The following is a 17,878-nucleotide window of genomic DNA, read 5'->3' as shown; positions in this document are numbered from 1 at the left end:
GCCCGGAAGGTCTGCCGATTCTCGACCAGCGGCAGTTCCCGCCCACCACGGCCAGCCCACCACGGCCAGCCCACCCCGTGACAGGACCGGGCCCCGGCAGTGTGCCGGGGCCCGGTCAGGAGCGTGTCGCGGTCGCGCTGGGCTGCTCAGCCGCCGTTCGGCGAGCCGTGGCAGCGCTTGTACTTGCGGCCCGAGCCACAGGGGCAGGGCGCGTTCCGGGACGGGTTGTTGGCCGCGTCCTGCGCCGACGACGGGGACGGGGAGGCCCGGAAACCGGCCGGACGGGGCGAGGGACGTCCCACGCCGAGGGCCGGTGCCTGCGGCGGCTCCTGCCGCTCGACGGCGACGGCACCCGAACCGGCCTCGCCGTCGATGGTCGGCGCGGTGTACTGCAACCCCTGCGTCCGGGGAGCCTGGTTGAGCCCCTTGGCCCGGATCTCGACCGGCTGCTCCAGCAGCTTGGGCGCCTCCTCCTCGGCCGGCTCGGCCGGTGCCTCCTGGACCTGGACCTCCAGGTTGTAGAGGAAGCCGACCGTCTCCTCCTTGATGCCGTCCATCATCGTGGCGAACATGTCGAAGCCCTCGCGCTGGTACTCGACCACCGGGTCGCGCTGCGCGTACGCCCGCAGGCTGATGCCCTCCTGGAGGTAGTCCATCTCGTAGAGGTGCTCACGCCACTTGCGGTCGATCACCTGGAGCAGGACCATCCGCTCCAGCTGGCGTACCGCCTCCTCACCGAGGGTCTCCTCCCGGCGGTCGTACGCGGTGTGCGCGTCCTCCTTCAGCCGGGCGAGGAGGAAGTCGGCGTCGAGGCCGGCCCGGTCACCACCGGACTCCTCTTCCAGGTCCTCGATGGTCACCCCGACCGGGTAGAGCTGCTTCAGGCTGGCCCAGAGCTGGTCGAGGTCCCAGTCCTCGGCGTACCCGTCCGAGGTGGCCCCGGTGACATACGCCCCCACCACGTCGTCGATCATGTTGCGGACCTGGTCGGAGAGGTCCTCGCCGTTGAGCACCCGGAGCCGCTCGGCGTAGATCACCTGGCGCTGCTTGTTGAGCACCTCGTCGTACTTCAGGACGTTCTTGCGGATCTCGGCGTTCTGACCCTCGATCTGGGCCTGGGCGCTCTTGATCTGGCGGGTGACCATCTTCGACTCGATGGGCACGTCCTCCGGGATGTTGAAGCGCTCCATCACCGCCTCGACCGCACCGGCCCGGAACCGCTTCATCAGCTCGTCCTGGAGGGACAGGTAGAAGCGGGACTCGCCCGGGTCACCCTGCCGACCGGAACGGCCGCGCAGCTGGTTGTCGATCCGGCGGGACTCGTGCCGCTCGGTGCCCAGCACGTAGAGGCCACCGACGGCGGCCACCTCCTCGGCCTCGGCGTCACAGGCCTGCTTCCACTTGGGCAGGACCTCCTCCATCGCCTTGGCGTACTCCTCGGCGTGCTCCTCCGGGTCGAGCCCGCGCTGCCGCAACTCGCTCGCGGCGAGGAACTCGGGGTTGCCGCCGAGCAGGATGTCCGTCCCCCGACCGGCCATGTTGGTGGCGACGGTGACCGCGCCCTTCCGGCCGGCCTGCGCGACGATCTCCGCTTCCTTGGCGTGGAACTTCGCGTTCAGCACGGCGTGCGGGATGCCCCGGCGGCGCAGCAGCTGGGACAGGATCTCGGAGTTCTCCACGGAGACCGTGCCGACCAGCACCGGCTGGCCGACCGCGTGCCGCTCGGCGATGTCCTCGATGACCGCGTTGAACTTGGCCTTCTCGGTCTTGTAGATGACGTCGGCCCGGTCGAGCCGGACCATCGGCCGGTGCGTCGGGATGGTCACCACGCCGACCTTGTAGACCTTGTTGAACTCGCCCGCCTCGGTCTGGGCGGTACCGGTCATGCCGGAGAGCTTCTCGTAGAGCCGGAAGTAGTTCTGGAGGGTGATCGTGGCGAGGGTCTGGTTCTCCTGCTTGATCTCCACCCCCTCCTTGGCCTCGATCGCCTGGTGCATGCCCTCGTTGTAGCGGCGGCCGTGCAGGATGCGACCGGTGAACTCGTCGACGATCAGGACCTCACCGTCGCTGACGATGTAGTCCTTGTCGCGCTTGTACAGCTCCTTGGCCTTGATGGCGTTGTTCAGGTAGCCGACCAGCGGAGTGTTCACCGACTCGTAGAGGTTGTCGATGCCGAGCCGGTCCTCGACCTTGGCCACGCCGCGCTCGGTGACCGCGATGGTCCGCTTGGCGTAGTCGACCTCGTAGTCGCCCTCGCCGTCCTTGCCCGCCTGCAACCGGGCCACCACCCCGGCGAACTCGCTGTACCACCGGGCCGAGTGCTCGGCCGGGCCGGAGATGATCAACGGCGTCCGGGCCTCGTCGATCAGGATCGAGTCGACCTCGTCGACGACCGCGAAGTTGTGCCCGCGCTGCACCAGCTCGTCCTTCGACCAGGCCATGTTGTCGCGCAGGTAGTCGAAGCCGAACTCGTTGTTGGTGCCGTACGTGATGTCGCACTCGTAGGCGGCGCGGTGCTCGGCGGCCGGACGGTTCGGCAGGACCACGCCGACGGTCAGGCCGAGGAACTCGTGCACCCGGCCCATCCACTCGGCGTCCCGCTGGGCCAGGTAGTCGTTGACCGTGACGACGTGCACGCCCTTGCCGGACAGCGCGTTGAGGTAGACCGCCATGACCGAGGTCAGGGTCTTGCCCTCACCGGTCTTCATCTCGGCGATGTTGCCGAAGTGCAGTGCCGCACCGCCCATCACCTGGACGTCGTACGGACGCTGGCCGAGCACCCGGGCGGCGGCCTCCCGCACCGTGGCGAACGCCTCCGGCAGCAGGTCGTCGAGGGACTCACCGTCGGCGAGCCGTTGCCGGTACTGATCGGTCAACCCGCGCAGCTCGGCATCGGTGAGGTCGACGTAGTCGTCCTCCAGCGAGTTGACGGCGGCGGCGATGGCCTTGAGCCGGCGTAGCATTCGGCCTTCGCCAGCGCGGAGGACCTTTTCCAGAATCGACACGGATCAACGCTCCCCTAGACAGTCTGCGAACCATCGTAGGCGTTCGGACCGGCCGTTGGTCAGTGGTGGCGACTGCCCGGGCCAAGGAAACCGACATAACGCGCGGCGCTGCCGTGCCGGGGGATAATCCCGTTACGCTGAGCGCGAACGTTCCGGCACGATGTGGCACATGGAACCACCCCAGATCAGCGCCGGTGGCCTGCTGCTCCGCGCCTGGCGGCCGGCGGATGCCGACGCCGTCACGCGGGCCTGTCAGGACCCGGGCATCCAACGCTGGACCATGGTCCCCCGTCCCTACCGGCATGCCGACGCGGTCGAGTTCGTCACCCGGATCTCCCCGACGGCCTGGGCGAACGGCACCGGCGCCCCGTTCGCGGTCTGCGACGCCGGCACCGGTGAGCTGCTCGGCTCCTGCGGCCTGGTCGCGATCACCCCGACCCTCGGCACCGGCGAGGTCGGCTACTGGACCGCCCCCTGGGCGCGCGGCCGGGGGGTGACCGTACGGGCCGTCCGGACCCTCGCCCACTGGGCGTTCGACCAGCTCGGCCTGCGCCGGCTGCTCTGGCAGGCCGAGCTGGGCAACCACGCCTCCCGGCTGGTGGCGCTGCGGGCGGGCTTCCGGGTCGAGGGTCGGCTCCGGCTCGCCGACCCGTCCCCGCAGGGCCGGGCCGACGCCTGGATCGGGTCGCTGCTCCCCGGCGGGGTACCCGCCGACGACGAACCCGGGCCGGCCGGCCCCGGCACCCTGGAGGCCCGCCGCGCCGCCGTCTTCGGCCGGCCGCAGCCGGTCCTGTTCGCCGACACCGGCCGGGACGAGATCCGGCTGCGCGCCCTGGCGGAACACGACCTGGACGCGGTGGTCGACACCTGCCGGGACCCGGAGACGATCCGCTGGTCCACCGTCCCCCAGCCGTACCAGCGGGCCGACGCGGAGTCGTTCCTGGAGTTCACCACCGGATCGTGGGCCGCCGGTACCGCCGCCTGCTTCGCCATCACCGACTCCGACGACGGGTACGTGGGCTCGATCGACCTGCGCCTCTCGCCGGCCGATCCGCTGGTGGCCGACATCGGGTTCATGACCGCCCCGCACGCCCGGGGGCGGGGCTACCAGACGGCCGCGCTGGCCGCGCTGAGCGCCTGGGGTTTCACCTCGCTCGGGTTGGCGCGCATCGAGTGGCGGGCCAACGTGGGCAACACGGCGTCCCGCCGGGTCGCCGAGAAGGCCGGCTTCGTCTTCGAGGGCACCGCCCGGGGGGCGTTGAACCACCGGGGCGTCCGCACCGACGCCTGGACCGCCGCCCTGGTCGCGACCGACCTGTCCGGTACCGGCACGCCGACCCGGGCCGGTGGGGACGGATGAGGCCGGTACCGGTCGAGGGGGACGGGGTACGCCTGCGGCTGTTCCTCGACGACGACGTCGCCGACCTCGCCACCGCCTGCGCCGATCCGCTCGTCCAGCGGTTCGTCCCGGCCATGCCGGACCCGTACACCCGCACCGACGCCCACTGGTGGGTCACCGAGGGTGCCCCTGCCGTCTGGGCCGGCGGCGGGGCGGCGTACGCGGTGGTCGACCCGGCGACCGACCGGCTGCTCGGCGGCACCGGCATCGCCCAGGTGGTGCCGACCCGGGGGCAGGCCGAGATCGGGTACTGGGTGGCCCCGTGGGCCCGGGGTCGGGGGGTCGCGACCGCGGCGGTCCGGGCCCTGACCGGGTACGCGTTCACCGAGGGGCTGGCCCGCGTCGAACTGCTCACCCACCCGGAGAACGCGGCCAGCCAGCGGGTGGCGCTCGCGGCCGGGTACCGCCGGGAGGGGGTCCGCCAGGCGGCGAGCCCGACGCGCGACGGTGGCCGGCAGGACCTGGTCGCCTGGATCCGGCTGGCCGGTGACCCGGCCGGTCCCACCCCACGGCTCCTGCCCGACCTGCCGACGGGCCGGCTCACCGACGGGGTGGTCACGCTGCGCCCGCTGACCCCGGCCGACGCCGGGTTCCTGCACGGGCTGCACACCCGGCCCGAGGTGGTGGCCGTCCGCGTCCCGCCGGTGCCACCGGACCGGGCCTGGGCCGAGCAGCGCTGTGCCCTCGCCGCGGCCAAGTGGCTGGCCGGTGAGGCCGCCGACCTGGTGATCGAGGACGCGGCGTCCGGCGTGCCGGCGGGTAACTGCGCCCTGGTCTACGAGGACCCGAGAGGTCGGCAGGCGATGATCGGGTACAGCCTGCTGCCGGACTGGCGCGGGCGGGGCGTCGCCAGCCGGGCGGTACGCCTCCTGGCCCGTTGGGCGTTCTCGTCGGCCGGGATCGCCCGGCTCTCGGCCGGCACGATCGGGGAGAACGTCGCCTCCTGGCGGGTGCTGGAACGGGTCGGCTTCCGCCGGGAGGGGTTGCTGCGGCAGCGGTTCGCCGGCTTCGGCATGGACCGGAGCGACGAGGTGCTGTTCGGGCTGCTCCCCGACGAGCTGACCCGGGGCGACGGATAGCGGCGCCGGGGCAGCCGGGTGGTGCGGCGATCCGCCCGGTCCCCCGACCGCCGGCCGGGAACGGCGCCGGGCCGGCCACCGTGACAGGTGGGCCGGCCCGGGACGGGGGCGGTCAGTGGATCAGGTGCCCAGGGCGATGATGCCGTAGTCGTAGCCACGCCGCCGGTAGACGACGCTGGGGCGGCCGGACTCCTTGTCCTGGAACAGGTAGAAGTCGTGCCCGACGAGTTCCATGTGGAACAGTGCCTCGTCGACCGTCATCGGCTCGGCCGGATGCACCTTCTCCCGGGCGATGTGCCACGGCTGGTCGTCCGGGTACTCGTCGTACGACGGCTCGGTCTCGGCGGGGGCGGGGGCGACAGCGGTGGCCGTACCACCGGACGTCAGCCCGGTCAGCGGCGACGAACCGAGATCGGCGACCGGCAGGCCGGCCGTCGCCGCGGCGACCGAGATCGGCACGTGCCGTCCCCGGTGTACCCGCCGGCGGTCGGCCGCCCGGCGGAACCGGGTGTCCAGCTTGGCGATGGCGGCGTCCAGTGCGCTGTAGAAGTCCTTCGCGCACGCCTCGGCCCGGATCACCGGACCACGCGACACGCAGGTGATCTCGACGCGCTGGCAGTGGTCGGACTGGCGGGGGTTGCGTTCGTGAAAGAGTTCGACGTCGACCCGCATCAGCTTGTGATCGTAACGTTCGATCTTCGCAAGCTTCTCGGCTACGTGGACGCGGTAGTGATCCGGCACTTCGACATTGCGGCCCTTGACCACGATATCCATGTGACCTCCCTTGATCGGACGGTCGTGGGTTTCTGGCTCCCGGCCGCTCGCCCGCAGGGCATCCCCGTCGTCGGCGGCCAGGTATGTGCGGCTACGCCTCCTTCCAGGCGCCGGGAGGATGGTGGACCACCCTTTACCCCGGTCAGCAAAACGCTAACTCTTCTTTGGCGTACCGTCACCTGCCGTGGGAGAAACAGCATGAGAAATTTCCGCAGGTCCCCCACGATCGGGTGAAATAGGAATCACGAAGCGTAATCAGAACCGGTCCGACTCGTTTACCGGATTCACCGCTGTCGTCTTTCGGTTGCGGCGAGTACCGCAGCGACGTCGACCCGTGAGCCGACGGCGGCGAGCGTCCCGGACACGGCCGCGAGGGTGGCGCCGGTGGTGACGATGTCGTCCAGCAGCACGACCGTACGGCCGTGCCCGGCCCGGGTCAGTGCCGGCAGCCGACCGGGCCGGAGCCGGAACGCCGCCAGCGCGGCAGCCGCCCGGCCGGCCTGGTCCAGGGTGGTCGAATCGGCCCGGGGCAGGGCCCGCAACGGCCGGGCCACCGCCACCGGCCAACCGGCACGCGTCAACCGGTCGGCCGCGTACCCACAGAGCCGGCGCAGGTGGTCACCGTGCCGGGCACGGACCGCCTGCGCGGTGGTCGGCACCGGCACCAGCAGCACCGGTCGGGGCGTACCCACCGCCGTGGCCACCACCTCGGCGAGCAGCGCGCCGAGCGGACGGGCCAGCCCGTGCCGGCCGCGTTCCTTGTACGACAGCAGCGCCTCCCGCAGCACCCCGGCGTACGGGCCGAGGGCGAAGCAGGGCGGCAGCCCGGGTGGCGCCGGGTCGGGGCGTACCGGCCCGGGACGGATCTGCTGCACCACGTCGGCACAGGACGGGCAGAAGCCGTACCGCAGGGTCACCCGCTCGGCCCGGCAACCGGCGCAGGCGGCGGGCAGCACCAGGTCCACCAGGTCGGCCCAGAGCCCCGTCACCGTCGGCACCGGCACTCAGAACCGGTAGAACGGCGCGACCGGGTTGACCCGCCCGGCAGGCGACTCCACCTCCGCCACGTCGTCCGGTCCGATGCTGTCGGACGAGTTCAGGTCGCCGAAGGCCACCCCGTTCGTCTCGTACATCGGCGGGGCGCTGCCACCGGGCACCACCGGGTTGTCCGGGTAGGCCGCGAGACTGCTCACCGCGACCTCCCCCACGTCGGTCTTGAGTGCGGTCTCCCGGGTGCTGTCCACGGTGATCTCGTAGATCTGCGGCTGACCGGTCGAGCCGGCCACGACCAGGTCGTGTTCCCCGGTCCAGTCCACCGCGGAGAGCGCGGTACGCGAGGTGTGCACCCGTCGCGGCGGGTGGACGGTGACCGTCCCCTCCTCCACCGTCACCGCGGCGACGTAGAGCTTCCCGCCGGCGATGAAGGCGATCCGGTGCCCGTCCAGGGCCACCGCCACGGCGGCGACCCTACCGGCCACGTTGGTGTTCACCGGGTCCAGTTGGGCGTCGGCCCCGAACCGGTACAGGGCACCGTCGGCCACCACCAGCCCGACCGGCCGGTCCGGGTCGGCCGAGCGCAACCAGACGGGCCGCTTGATGCTGGTGAAGCTCGCCCGGCTCGTACTGCCCGCAGCGATCGAGGGCGGTCCGACGAAGGTCCGCAGCACCTGCCGCCGGCCCTCCGAACCCACCACCGCCACCAGGGCGTTCTGGTCGGTCCCGCTGATCGCCGCCGCGACGACGTTCTGGTTGTGCCGGGGGAAGATCGGCACCCCGGCACCCGGTACGGCGGGCTTGAGCAGATGCACCGCGCCGTTGTAGACGACGTACCGCTGCGGGGGGCCGCCGAGCTGGTAGACCGGGTGTTCCTTGAGGTAGACGTCGGTGTCGTCGATCATCTTGCGGGTCTGGTTACGGATCTTGAGTTCGAGTTGGCCGTCCACGTCCGGCAGCGACCAGGCGAGTTGGGTGGCCAGCCGGTCCAGTTGCGCGGGCTCCTCGGTCGGCCCGCTGAGGTTGATCTCCAGGCGCCCGTCGGTCTTGGGTACCGTGCCGATCAGCTCGGTGCGGTCCGGCAACCGGGCCACCGTGGGCGCCAGCCACTCCGACGGGCCGTCGATGAGCCAGCCCACCACCTCCGTCGCCCGTCGGCCGACCGGCACCGCGACCGGCAGGTACCGCTGGTCGGGTACCAGCGCGGTCTGCTTGGTGTTCCAGAAGTAGATGGTGTGCGGCTGGTAGTAGGTACGCAGCGCGTCGACGCTGAGCAGCAGCCCCTTCGGGGCGTTCAGGACGAAGAGGTTGTCCAGCCGGCCCGACTCGACCGGGCCGACGAGGAACTCGTACCGCGACTCGGTGGCCACCGGCGGGCCGAGCGTACCGTCCGCCCGGAGGACCCCGACCTGGTCGACGTCGATGGCGAACCGCTTCGCCTCACCACCCTGGACCGGGGTCGGGTTCAGCTCCTTCTTCAGCCGCACCACGTTGATCACGACCTCGCTGCCCTGCTTCTCCGGCAGCTGCCCCCGGACGTTCTCGGCGAGGTACTCCTTGACCCGGGCGTACGCCTGGTCCGGCTCGCCGGCCGCCGCGGCCAGGAAGTTCGTCATGAGCTGGAGGGCACTCCCCGCGCTGGCCCGTTTGGGCGGCTCCAGGCCCTGCCCGTTGACCGAGCCGGCCTCCGCGACCGGTCCCGGCCCGTCGACCTGCACCTCGGTGGCCTCCGGGATGCCGCAGCCGGTCACCACACCGGCCGCCAGCAGGCCGGCGGCCAGCAGCACGATCCGTCGACGCATCACACCGCCCTCTCGTGGGCACCCCGGTGGCCGGCTCCGGCGGGGGCCGGTCCGGGCCCGGTCGGACCGGGGCCGACGGCGAGTACGCCGCCCTCCGCCGGGCCGATCGCCAACGGCCCGCCGTCCCGGGGCCCGGTGAAGGGCAGCGCCGCATCGGCGGGTACCAGCCGCAACGGGGAGGTGGTCAACCGGTCACCGGCCCGGGCCGGCAGGGTGAGCCGGAACTGGGCGCCCTGCCCCGGGGCGCCCCACGCCTCCAGCCAGCCACCGTGCAGCCGGGCGTCCTCCAGGCTGATCGACAGGCCGAGACCGGTACCGCCGGTCTGCCGGGCCCGGGACGGGTCGGCCCGCCAGAACCGGTTGAAGACCAGCTTCTCCTCGCCGGGCTTCAGTCCGATGCCGTGGTCCCGGACGGTGATCGCGACGGCGGTGTCGTCCAGACCGAGGCTGACCCGCACCGGTCGGCCCTCGCCGTGCTCGACCGCGTTTCCGACCAGGTTGCGCAGGATCCGCTCGACCCGGCGCGGATCCACCTCGGCGATCACCGGGGCGTCCGGCACGTCCAGTTCGAGTGGTACCCCGATCCGGTCGGCCAGGCTGCGCAGCCGGTCCGCCACCCGGTGCACCACCGGCACCAGGTCGGTGGGTTCGGCGTCGAGCATGGCGAACCCGGCATCGAACCGGCTGATCTCCAGCAGGTCGGTGAGGAGTTCCTCGAAGCGGTCCAGCTCGGCCTGGAGCAGTTCGGCGCTACGGGCCACCGCCGGATCGAAGCCCTCCCGCTCGGTGAAGATCAGGTCGGCCGCCATCCGGACCGTGGTGAGCGGGGTACGCAGCTCGTGCGAGACGTCCGAGGTGAACCGGCGTTGCAGCCGGGACATCTCCTCCAGGCGGAGGATCTGCCGTTGCAGGTTCGTCGCCATCTGGTTGAACGAGGCGGCCAGCAGCGCCAGGTCGTCCTCACCGTTGACGGTCATCCGCTGGTCCAGCAGGCCGGCGGAGAGCCGCTGCGCGGTCCGCGCGGCGGCCCGGACCGGACTGACCACCAGCCGGGTCACCAGGGCGGCGAGCAGACCCAGCAGCAGCACCAGGGCGGCCCCGGTGGCGAGCACGGTGGCCCGCGCCTCGGCGGCGGTCTGCTCCTGCCGGGTCAGCGGCACCAGGTAGTACAGCTCGACCTGACCGACCCGGGTGGGCACCGGGGAGCCGTAGACCAGGTACTTCGTCCGGCCCGCGCCGACGTCCCCGGTCCGGATCTGCCGGGCGATCTTGCCGCTGCTCACCTCGGCCCGCAGCTCCGGGGTGAGCACCGCACTCACGTTCAGGTCGGGCGAGGTCTGCGGCTCGATCACCCCGGAGGAGCGGTCCGCACGCAACCCGACGACCACGCCGCTGATCTGGGCCGGGTCCCCGCCGGCCAGGTAGTCCACCGTGTTGAGCAGGGTGTCGTCCAGACCGGCCTCCTGCGGCTCGGTGTAGATCGCCATCTGCTTCGCGGTGTAGTCCCGCCCGCTGTCCAGCCGGAGCCGCACGTCGGTCCGCGCGTTGGCCAGCAGGATGTTGGTGATCTTGTCGGCCACGAGGTAGGCGAACCCGCCGACCAGCAGGCTCGACGCGACGAGAGTGATGGTGACCACCCGGATCTGGAGCGACCGCCGCCAGGTCTGGTGCAGGGCGACGGCCAGCCCCTGGAACCGCCCGACGACGGCACGGGCCAGCTCCCGCGCGGCGGCGCGGGAACGGGCGGCGATCGTGCCGGGGGCGGGCGGCTCGGGGCTGGTCACAGTCCCCCAGGCTATCCCGTGCCCGCCTTGTAACCCACGCCGCGCACGGTGAGGATGATTTCGGGTCGCTCCGGATCCGGCTCGATCTTGGCGCGCAGCCGCTGGACGTGCACGTTCACCAACCGGGTGTCCGCCGCGTGCCGGTACCCCCAGACCTGCTCCAGCAGCACCTCGCGGGTGAACACCTGACGCGGCTTGCGGGCCAGCGCCACCAGCAGGTCGAACTCCAACGGGGTCAACTTGACCTCGTCCCCGTTGCGGCTGACGGTGTGCGCCGGCACGTCGATGGTGATCTGGTTGCCCGGCGGGCCGATGGTCAGCATCTCGGGAGCCGCGTCCTCGCCCCGCCGCAGCCGGGCCCGCATCCGCGCGACCAGTTCCTTCGGCTTGAACGGCTTGACCACGTAGTCGTCCGCGCCCGACTCCAGGCCGAGCACGACGTCCACGGTGTCGCTCTTCGCGGTCAACATGACGATCGGTACACCCGACTCCGCCCGGATGGCCCGGGCCACGTCGATCCCGCTCATGCCGGGCAACATCAGGTCGAGCAGCACGATGTCGGGCCGGATGTCCCGGAACGCCGCCAGCGCCCGCTCCCCGTCAGCGACGAAGGAGGGCAGGAAACCCTCGCTCCGCAGCACGATGCCGAGCATCTCCGCCAACGCGGGATCGTCGTCAACCACCAGTACCCGGGCTCTCATGTGTTCAATATTCCATCCCCCGATCCGACGCGTGGGACCCGCTCCCACCCGGTCCGCCCCGGCGGCCCCGACGGCACCCGTCGGGAGCCGTCGGGAGCCGTCGGGAGCCGTCGGGAGGTACCCGGCCGGGCCGCACTGTGGCACCATCCCGCTAGATCGCGATGCACAAGGGCGGTCGAGCGACCCAGACCCCGACGCGGACAGGACGACGATGCCCGTGCCCGATCCCCTGCTCACCCCCACCATCACCGCCACGCCGCCGGTCGGCGTGCCCCCGTGGCGCCCGCAGTCCCTGCTGGTCCCCGCCGTGCTGGGCGGCGTACTCGCGGTCACCGTCCTCGGGCTGGTCAACGCCGGCCGGCTCGACCAGTCGAGGTCGGCCCGGCTCGCCCTGCTCGGCACCGGACTGCTCGCCCTGGGGGCACGGATCGCGGTCACCCTGCTGCTGACCCCGTCGGTGGGCGGCCCCGCCCGGGCCGTCGGGGCGGCTGCCGGCGTCCTGACCTGGCTCACGGTACGCGGCACCCAGAGCCGGCCCTTCCGGGCTTACGAGCTGCGGGGTGGCGAACCGGCCCGACTGTTCTGGCCCGGTCTGGCCGCCATCGTCGGTTTCGGTGTCGTCGAGGCGGTCCTGCTCGCCGTGCTGCTCGCCTGGGCCGGCCGATGACCGCCCCGGAGCACCGGCACCTGGACCGGGTGGCCGCCCTGCTCGACCTGGGCCGCCCGGAACAGGCCCTGGCCGAACTCGGTCGACTGCCGGCCGGGCCGGCGGGCGACATACGGGCCTTCCGGTTGCGGGCCGCCGCGCTGACCGAGCTGGACCGCTGGGCCGAGGTGGCCGACACCGCCCGGTACGGGCTCGGCCAGGGCCCCGACGCCGAGTTGCTCGGCCGGCTCGGGTTGGCCCTGCGCCACCTCGGGCAGTACCCGTCGGCCGAGCGGGCCCTGCTGGACGCGCTCGCCCTCGCCCCGCACAGCGCCTGGCTGCTCACCCAGTACGCCGACCTCTGCCTGCTGGTGGGCCAGACCACCAAGGCCGAGTCGCTGGTCGCCCGCGCCGCCGCGGCGGACCCGGTCTCCCCCGCCGTCTACGCCTCCCGCTACCAGCTCGCGTACGCCACCGGTGACCGGCGGGGCGCCGAACAGGTGGCCCGGGAGTTCCTCGGCCGGTACCCCGAGCACCCGTCGGCGCTGGCACTGCACGGCCTGGCCGCCGCCGGACGGGGCCGGATGGGCGTCGCCTCCCGGTCGTTGGGTCAGGCGGTGGCCCAGGATCCGACCGGTGCGGCAGCCGCCGAGGCCGCCTGGGAGACCCGGGTGTACGCCCACCCGCTGCTGCTGCCGCTACGCCCGCTCTACCGGCTCGGCATGTTCCCGACCTGGCTGATCGCGGTCGGCACGCTACTCGTCCTGAACCTGCTCGGCTGGGCACCGGCGGCCCTGGCCGCCGCCCTGTGCTGGGCCGCCTACTGTGTCTATTCCTGGGTCGCTCCGCCGATCGTCCGGCGGCTGGTACTCGGGCGGTGGCGCGGATGAGGGTACTGCTGCCCTGGCTGGCCGTGTTGGCGCTGGTCATCGCGCTGAACGCGCTCCGGCTGCGTCCGCTGGCCGCCCTGGTCTCGCTCGCCTGGCTCGCCTGGTGTGTCTGGACCTGGGTACGCCCGCGTCCCGGCCGGTGACCGGCCCGGAGTGACCGGAGCAGGTCACCGGCCCGGGGGTGGCCGGAGCGGGCGGTCGCCGGGGCACACGCACCGGCAACCGGGGCCGGCCGGGGTGACCCGGCCGGGCCCGGTTGCGGTACGGATCAGTAGCGGTAGTGGTCCGGCTTGAACGGGCCCTCGACCGGAACGCCGAGGTACGCCGCCTGCTCCTTGGTCAGCTCGGTCAGCTTGGCACCGAGCGCGGCCAGGTGCAGCCGGGCGACCTTCTCGTCGAGGTGCTTGGGCAGGGTGTAGACCCCGACCGGGTACTCGTCGGTCTTGGTGAACAGCTCGATCTGCGCGATCGTCTGGTTGGCGAACGAGTTCGACATCACGAAGCTCGGGTGGCCGGTGGCGTTGCCCAGGTTCAGCAGACGCCCCTCGGAGAGCACGATGATCGCGTGGCCGTCCTCGAACTGCCAGAGGTCGACCTGCGGCTTGATGTTCACCCGCGTGACGTCCGACCGCTTCGCCAGGCCGGCCATGTCGATCTCGTTGTCGAAGTGACCGATGTTGCCGACGATGGCCTGGTGCTTCATGCGGGCCATGTGCTCGTTGGTGATGACGTCGAAGCAGCCGGTCGCGGTGATGAAGATGTCCGCGGTCTCGACCACGTCCTCCAGGGTGGCCACCTGGTAGCCGTCCATCGCCGCCTGGAGGGCGCAGATCGGGTCGACCTCGGTCACGACCACCCGGGCGCCCTGGCCGCGCAGCGACTCGGCGCAGCCCTTGCCCACGTCGCCGTAGCCGAGCACGACCGCCACCTTGCCGCCGATCAGCACGTCGGTGGCCCGGTTGATGCCGTCGATCAGCGAGTGCCGGCAACCGTACTTGTTGTCGAACTTGCTCTTGGTGACCGAGTCGTTGACGTTGATCGCCGGGAAGAGCAGCGTGCCGGTCCGGTGCATCTCGTAGAGCCGGTGCACGCCGGTGGTGGTCTCCTCGGTGACGCCCTTGATGCCGCCCGCGATCCGGGTCCACCGCTGACCGTCCTCGGCGAGGGTGCGGTGCAGCACCTGGAGGATGACGGCGAACTCCTCGGAGTCGGCCGACTCCACCGGCGGGACCACGCCGGCCGCCTCGTACTCGGCGCCCTTGTGGACCAGCAGGGTGGCGTCCCCGCCGTCGTCGAGGATCATGTTGGGGCCCTGGCCGTCCGGCCAGGTCAGCACCTGCTCGGTGCACCACCAGTACTCTTCGAGGGTTTCGCCCTTCCAGGCGTAGACCGGCACCCCGGCCGGCGCCTCGGGGGTCCCGTCGGGGCCGACCACGACGGCCGCCGCGGCGTGGTCCTGGGTGGAGAAGATGTTGCACGACGCCCAGCGGACCTCGGCGCCGAGTGCCACCAGGGTCTCGATGAGCACGGCGGTCTGGATGGTCATGTGCAGCGAGCCGGTGATCCGGGCGCCCCGCAGGGGCTGGGCCTCGGCGAATTCACGGCGGATCGCCATCAGGCCGGGCATCTCGTGCTCGGCGAGCTGGATCTCCTTACGGCCGAACGCGGCGAGCGACAGATCCGCCACCTTGTAATCGCCCTCGGCGAGCGTGCGCGGCCGGTTCTCGGCCGACGCGCCACCGGAGGGTGCCGGGAGGGTGCTGGTCATGAAAGCTCCTGTCGTACGGTCTGCTGCGCGACCCTCCACCTTACCGGCGGGGGACAGCGCACGGGGCGGTCGGTCGTGGACGGACTTTCCGTCCACCAGCCGACCGCCCCGTGCATCCCCCCGGTTTGGATCCCCGCGCGTGTCTCGGACTCTCGTCGCGATAACGCTGCGTGCCTTCAGCGTCACACTGAGCACACATTGTGTCAAGCCGTTCCGGAGATTTCGGATTTGTCGGAGCGATGGCCGGTCGGCGACCCCCTCCGCCTGAGTTGCCGGCATCACCCGGGAAGCACCGGCGACCATGTCAGCCAGCTGACAGAGCTGCCCCAGGTCGGCAGCGGCCGGCTCAGGTCGATGCTTGCCGGCTCAGATTGGTAGCGGCCGGCTCAGGTCAGCCCGGCGGTGGCGACGTACGCCTCACCGTCACCGGCGACCGTCAACGCACCCGGCACCGCCGCACCGACCGCCGACTGCCCCGGGCCGAGCGTCACCGCGCCCGCCCCGTCGTCCAGTACGAGCTTGCCGGCCCGGCAGAAGACCACCCGGGGACCCGGCAGCGCCAGCCGGACCGGCTCCGGGACGTCCGCCGGAGTGACCCGGTGCAGGGCGAAATCCTCCACCGGCACCGGCCAGGTCACCACCCCGGGCGCCACCGGCACCGCCCGGACCACCGGGTCGTCGAGCACCTCGAACCGCAGTACCCGCAGCAGCTCCGGCACGTCCACCTGCTTCGGGGTCAGCCCGCCGCGCAGCACGTTGTCGCTCGACGCCATGATCTCCACCCCGGCGCCGTGCAGGTAGGCGTGCAGGTTGCCGGCCGGCATCCAGATCGCCTCCCCCTCGGCGAGCCGGACGTGGTTGAGCAGCAGGGCGACCAGCACCCCGGGATCCCCCGGGTACCGGCCGGCCAGATCCCGGGCGAGCGCCGCGTCCGGCGCGTACCCCGGCGCGGGCCGGGCCGCCAGCACAGCGTCCAGCAGTGCCGTGCGGTCCGTCACGGGCCACTCCAGCAGGGTCCCCACCGCGTCGGAGAGACCGGACACCCCGCCGCGCAGCGCGTCGACCACCGGGGCCAGGGCGGGTACCCCGAAAGCGTCGAACACCTCCGCCGAACGCACCGGGTCCCGGAAACCGCAGAGCGCGTCGAACGCGGAGAGCGCGACCAGCAGCTCCGGTTTGTGGTACGGGTCGGCGTAGTTGCGGTGGCCGCCCGCGCCGTGCTGCTCGGCGGCGTACCCGGCCCGGGCCTGCTCGGCGTCCGGGTGGGCCTGCAACGACAGCGGCGCCTCCGCAGCCAGCACCTTGAGCAGGAACGGCAACCGGGGACCGAACCGTTCGACCACCCGCGCCCCCAGCCAGTGCCCCGGCTCGGCGGTCAGGACGTCCAGCAGACTGCGGCGACCGTCCCCGGCGACCAGGGTGGCCGGGGCACCCGGATGGGCGCCCAGCCACAGCTCCGCCTCCGGGCCGTCACTCGGGGTGGGCCGCCCCTGGAGTTCCGCGATCACCGACCGGGAACCCCAGGCGTAGCCCCGGACCGGACCGTCGAGCAGATGCACCGTCAGCCCCCGTGCGTCCGGGCGGCCTCGTCCGTCGTACCCGCGCCGCCGGTCGACGGCGTCGCGCTCGCGGCCGCCGAACCGCCACGGGCAGCGGCCTGCGCCTGGTAGATGTCCGGCTCCAGGTAGATCACCCGGGCGATCGGGATGGCCGTCCGGATCCGGGCCTCCACGGTGTTGATGTTCCGGGCCAGTTCCTCGGCCGTCTCGCACGGCTCGACCGCGATCTTCGCGGCCACCAGCAGCTCCTCCGGGCCCAGGTAGAGCGTCTTCATGTGGATGACCCGCTCCACCTCCGACCCCTCGTTGATGGCCCGTTCGATCGCCGCCACGTCCTGCGGCTCGGCACCCTCACCGAGCAGCAGGCTCTTGGTCTCGATCGCCAGCACGATGGCGATGGTCACCAGCAGGATGCCGATCATCGCCGTACCGGCCGCGTCCCAGCGACCGTTGCCGGTGATCAGGGTCATCCCGACGCCGAAGAGCGCGAGGACCAGACCGACCAGCGCGCCCAGGTCCTCCAGCAGCACCACCGGCAGTTCGGGGGCCTTGGCCCGCCGGACGAACTGCACCCAGGACGCCTTGCCCCGGACGTGGTTGGACTCCTTGATCGCGGTCCAGAAGGAGAAGCTCTCCATCACGATGGCGACCACCAGCACGGTCACCGGTACCCACTGCCAGTCGGTGATCCCCTCCTTGTGGGACCACTTGTGGTACGCCTCGTAGAGCGCGAACAGACCACCGACGCTGAACAGCACGATCGACACGATGAACGCGTAGACGTACCGTTCCCGGCCGTAGCCGAACGGGTGCTGCGCGGTGGCGGCCCGCTTGGCCCGCTTGCCACCGAGCAGCAGCAGACCCTGGTTGCCGGAGTCGGCCACCGAGTGGATCGACTCGGCCAGCATCGACGACGAGCCGGTCAGGATCCAGGCGATGAACTTGGTGACCGCGATCCCGATGTTGGCGAGCAGCGCCGCGACGATCGCCTTCGTACCGCCGTTGGCGCTCACGCTGTCGCCCCGCCCCGCCGACCGGCGGCCTGCGGCGCCGCGGTGACGCCCCCCGAGTTGGTGCACGTGCTCACTGGTTCGCCAGCTCCTTCATCTCGGTGATGGCCGGCACGGCCATCGGGTCCAGCCCATGGGCCAGCGCGAGGTAGACCGAGGCGAAGTCGGGTACCGCGACCAGCGACGCGAGCCGCTCCAGTGCCGACCCGCCCTCGGCGGTCACCACGTCACAGCGCACGCCACGCCGCTCGGCGAGGGTCTGCACCGCGTCGGCCCGGCGCTCCTCGACCGCGAGCGGCTCGTCCGTGTCGTCCTCGGCGTTCAGCCCACCGTCCCGGAGCAGCACCAGCCGCAGCCGGGTCGCCGCCGGGACGTCGTCGTCCGGGTCGGCGAAGATGTCCCGGGTCGACTCGACCAGACCACCGAAGACACCGTCGAGCAGACCGACCCGGCCCCGCCCCGCCTCAC

The 17,878-nt window shown here is 72.1% G+C and carries 16 protein-coding genes; 6 read left to right on the top strand and 10 right to left on the bottom strand.

The window, feature by feature from the left end; all coding sequences use genetic code 11:
- Positions 1-146: 146 nt before the first annotated feature.
- Positions 147-3,005, bottom strand: a complete 2,859-nt coding sequence (secA, locus tag GSF22_RS16450; protein ID WP_208814465.1) for a preprotein translocase subunit SecA — start codon at positions 3,003-3,005, stop codon at positions 147-149.
- A gap of 169 nt (positions 3,006-3,174) precedes the next feature.
- On the opposite strand from secA, the gene GSF22_RS16445 reads away from it, so the two are divergent.
- Both GSF22_RS16445 and GSF22_RS16440 read left to right on the top strand, forming a co-directional pair.
- Positions 3,175-4,365: a GNAT family N-acetyltransferase gene (locus GSF22_RS16445; protein WP_208814464.1), complete on the top strand. Its 1,191-nt coding sequence runs from the start codon at positions 3,175-3,177 to the stop codon at positions 4,363-4,365.
- Positions 4,362-5,483, top strand: coding sequence for a GNAT family N-acetyltransferase (locus GSF22_RS16440; RefSeq protein ID WP_208814463.1), 1,122 nt, complete (start codon positions 4,362-4,364; stop codon positions 5,481-5,483). The genes GSF22_RS16445 and GSF22_RS16440 overlap by 4 nt, the downstream gene beginning before the upstream one ends.
- Before the next feature lie 120 nt (positions 5,484-5,603).
- On the opposite strand, the gene hpf is transcribed toward GSF22_RS16440, so the two are convergent.
- Positions 5,604-6,224, bottom strand: coding sequence for a ribosome hibernation-promoting factor, HPF/YfiA family (hpf, locus tag GSF22_RS16435; protein WP_307804047.1), 621 nt, complete (start codon positions 6,222-6,224; stop codon positions 5,604-5,606).
- Here hpf and GSF22_RS35720 point away from each other — a divergent pair.
- On the top strand, positions 6,129-6,491 hold the full coding sequence (locus GSF22_RS35720) for a hypothetical protein (RefSeq protein ID WP_307804048.1): 363 nt from the start codon (positions 6,129-6,131) through the stop codon (positions 6,489-6,491). The two genes, hpf and GSF22_RS35720, sit on opposite strands and share 96 nt — an antisense overlap.
- A gap of 50 nt (positions 6,492-6,541) precedes the next feature.
- Here the strand turns inward: GSF22_RS35720 and GSF22_RS16430 are convergent, their stop codons facing one another.
- From GSF22_RS16430 to mtrA, 4 genes are read right to left on the bottom strand one after another with little or no spacing between them, the layout of a single operon-like run.
- Positions 6,542-7,213: a ComF family protein gene (locus GSF22_RS16430; protein ID WP_208814466.1), complete on the bottom strand. Its 672-nt coding sequence runs from the start codon at positions 7,211-7,213 to the stop codon at positions 6,542-6,544.
- 48 nt (positions 7,214-7,261) lie between these two features.
- The gene (locus GSF22_RS16425) at positions 7,262-9,052 is read right to left on the bottom strand and encodes an LpqB family beta-propeller domain-containing protein (RefSeq protein ID WP_208814461.1); all 1,791 of its coding nucleotides are present in this window, start codon (positions 9,050-9,052) and stop codon (positions 7,262-7,264) included.
- Positions 9,052-10,836 carry an MtrAB system histidine kinase MtrB gene (gene mtrB, locus GSF22_RS16420; protein ID WP_208814460.1) on the bottom strand — a complete coding sequence of 595 codons (1,785 nt, stop codon included), beginning with the start codon at positions 10,834-10,836 and terminating at the stop codon, positions 9,052-9,054. The genes GSF22_RS16425 and mtrB overlap by 1 nt, the downstream gene beginning before the upstream one ends.
- A gap of 11 nt (positions 10,837-10,847) precedes the next feature.
- A complete protein-coding gene (gene mtrA, locus GSF22_RS16415) occupies positions 10,848-11,537 on the bottom strand; it encodes an MtrAB system response regulator MtrA (protein WP_208814459.1) in 690 nt (229 codons plus the stop codon).
- Positions 11,538-11,748: 211 nt separating this feature from the next.
- Here mtrA and GSF22_RS16410 point away from each other — a divergent pair, with 211 nt between their 5' ends.
- The 3 genes from GSF22_RS16410 to GSF22_RS16400 are packed head-to-tail and all read left to right on the top strand — an operon-like array spanning position 11,749 to position 13,216.
- Entirely contained in the window at positions 11,749-12,204 is a 456-nt protein-coding gene (locus GSF22_RS16410) for a hypothetical protein (RefSeq protein ID WP_208814458.1), read from the top strand.
- On the top strand, positions 12,201-13,073 hold the full coding sequence (locus GSF22_RS16405; protein WP_208814457.1) for a tetratricopeptide repeat protein: 873 nt from the start codon (positions 12,201-12,203) through the stop codon (positions 13,071-13,073). The genes GSF22_RS16410 and GSF22_RS16405 overlap by 4 nt, the downstream gene beginning before the upstream one ends.
- Positions 13,070-13,216, top strand: a complete 147-nt coding sequence (locus tag GSF22_RS16400) for a hypothetical protein (RefSeq protein WP_208814456.1) — start codon at positions 13,070-13,072, stop codon at positions 13,214-13,216. Before GSF22_RS16405 ends, GSF22_RS16400 begins: the two co-directional genes overlap by 4 nt.
- A 125-nt stretch (positions 13,217-13,341) precedes the next feature.
- Here GSF22_RS16400 and ahcY read toward each other — a convergent pair whose 3' ends face one another.
- From ahcY to GSF22_RS16380, 4 genes are all read right to left on the bottom strand, one after another.
- Entirely contained in the window at positions 13,342-14,841 is a 1,500-nt protein-coding gene (gene ahcY / locus GSF22_RS16395) for an adenosylhomocysteinase (RefSeq protein WP_208814455.1), read from the bottom strand.
- 386 nt (positions 14,842-15,227) lie between these two features.
- Positions 15,228-16,400 (bottom strand): mannose-6-phosphate isomerase, class I, encoded by a 1,173-nt coding sequence (gene manA / locus GSF22_RS16390; RefSeq protein WP_208814454.1) that lies wholly within the window; start codon positions 16,398-16,400, stop codon positions 15,228-15,230.
- 2 nt (positions 16,401-16,402) lie between these two features.
- The gene (locus GSF22_RS16385; protein WP_208814453.1) at positions 16,403-17,413 is read right to left on the bottom strand and encodes a cation diffusion facilitator family transporter; all 1,011 of its coding nucleotides are present in this window, start codon (positions 17,411-17,413) and stop codon (positions 16,403-16,405) included.
- A gap of 70 nt (positions 17,414-17,483) precedes the next feature.
- The coding region (locus GSF22_RS16380; protein ID WP_280116882.1) for an SIS domain-containing protein at positions 17,484-17,878 on the bottom strand (395 nt) is incomplete at its 5' end.

Source organism: Micromonospora echinofusca (assembly GCF_017614955.1).
GTDB lineage: Bacteria > Actinomycetota > Actinomycetes > Mycobacteriales > Micromonosporaceae > Micromonospora > Micromonospora echinofusca_A.
This window is presented reverse-complemented; position numbering and strand designations above follow the sequence as displayed.

Excerpts from the sequence above, each read along its gene's own strand:
- GSF22_RS16445 (WP_208814464.1), top strand. The coding sequence starts at position 3,175 with ATGGAACCACCCCAGATCAGCGCCGGTGGCCTGCTGCTCCGCGCCTGG.
- GSF22_RS16440 (WP_208814463.1), top strand. The coding sequence starts at position 4,362 with ATGAGGCCGGTACCGGTCGAGGGGGACGGGGTACGCCTGCGGCTGTTC.
- GSF22_RS16425 (WP_208814461.1), bottom strand. The coding sequence starts at position 9,052 with ATGCGTCGACGGATCGTGCTGCTGGCCGCCGGCCTGCTGGCGGCCGGT.
- mtrA (WP_208814459.1), bottom strand. The coding sequence starts at position 11,537 with ATGAGAGCCCGGGTACTGGTGGTTGACGACGATCCCGCGTTGGCGGAG.
- GSF22_RS16410 (WP_208814458.1), top strand. The coding sequence starts at position 11,749 with ATGCCCGTGCCCGATCCCCTGCTCACCCCCACCATCACCGCCACGCCG.
- GSF22_RS16405 (WP_208814457.1), top strand. The coding sequence starts at position 12,201 with ATGACCGCCCCGGAGCACCGGCACCTGGACCGGGTGGCCGCCCTGCTC.
- GSF22_RS16400 (WP_208814456.1), top strand. The coding sequence starts at position 13,070 with ATGAGGGTACTGCTGCCCTGGCTGGCCGTGTTGGCGCTGGTCATCGCG.
- ahcY (WP_208814455.1), bottom strand. The coding sequence starts at position 14,841 with ATGACCAGCACCCTCCCGGCACCCTCCGGTGGCGCGTCGGCCGAGAAC.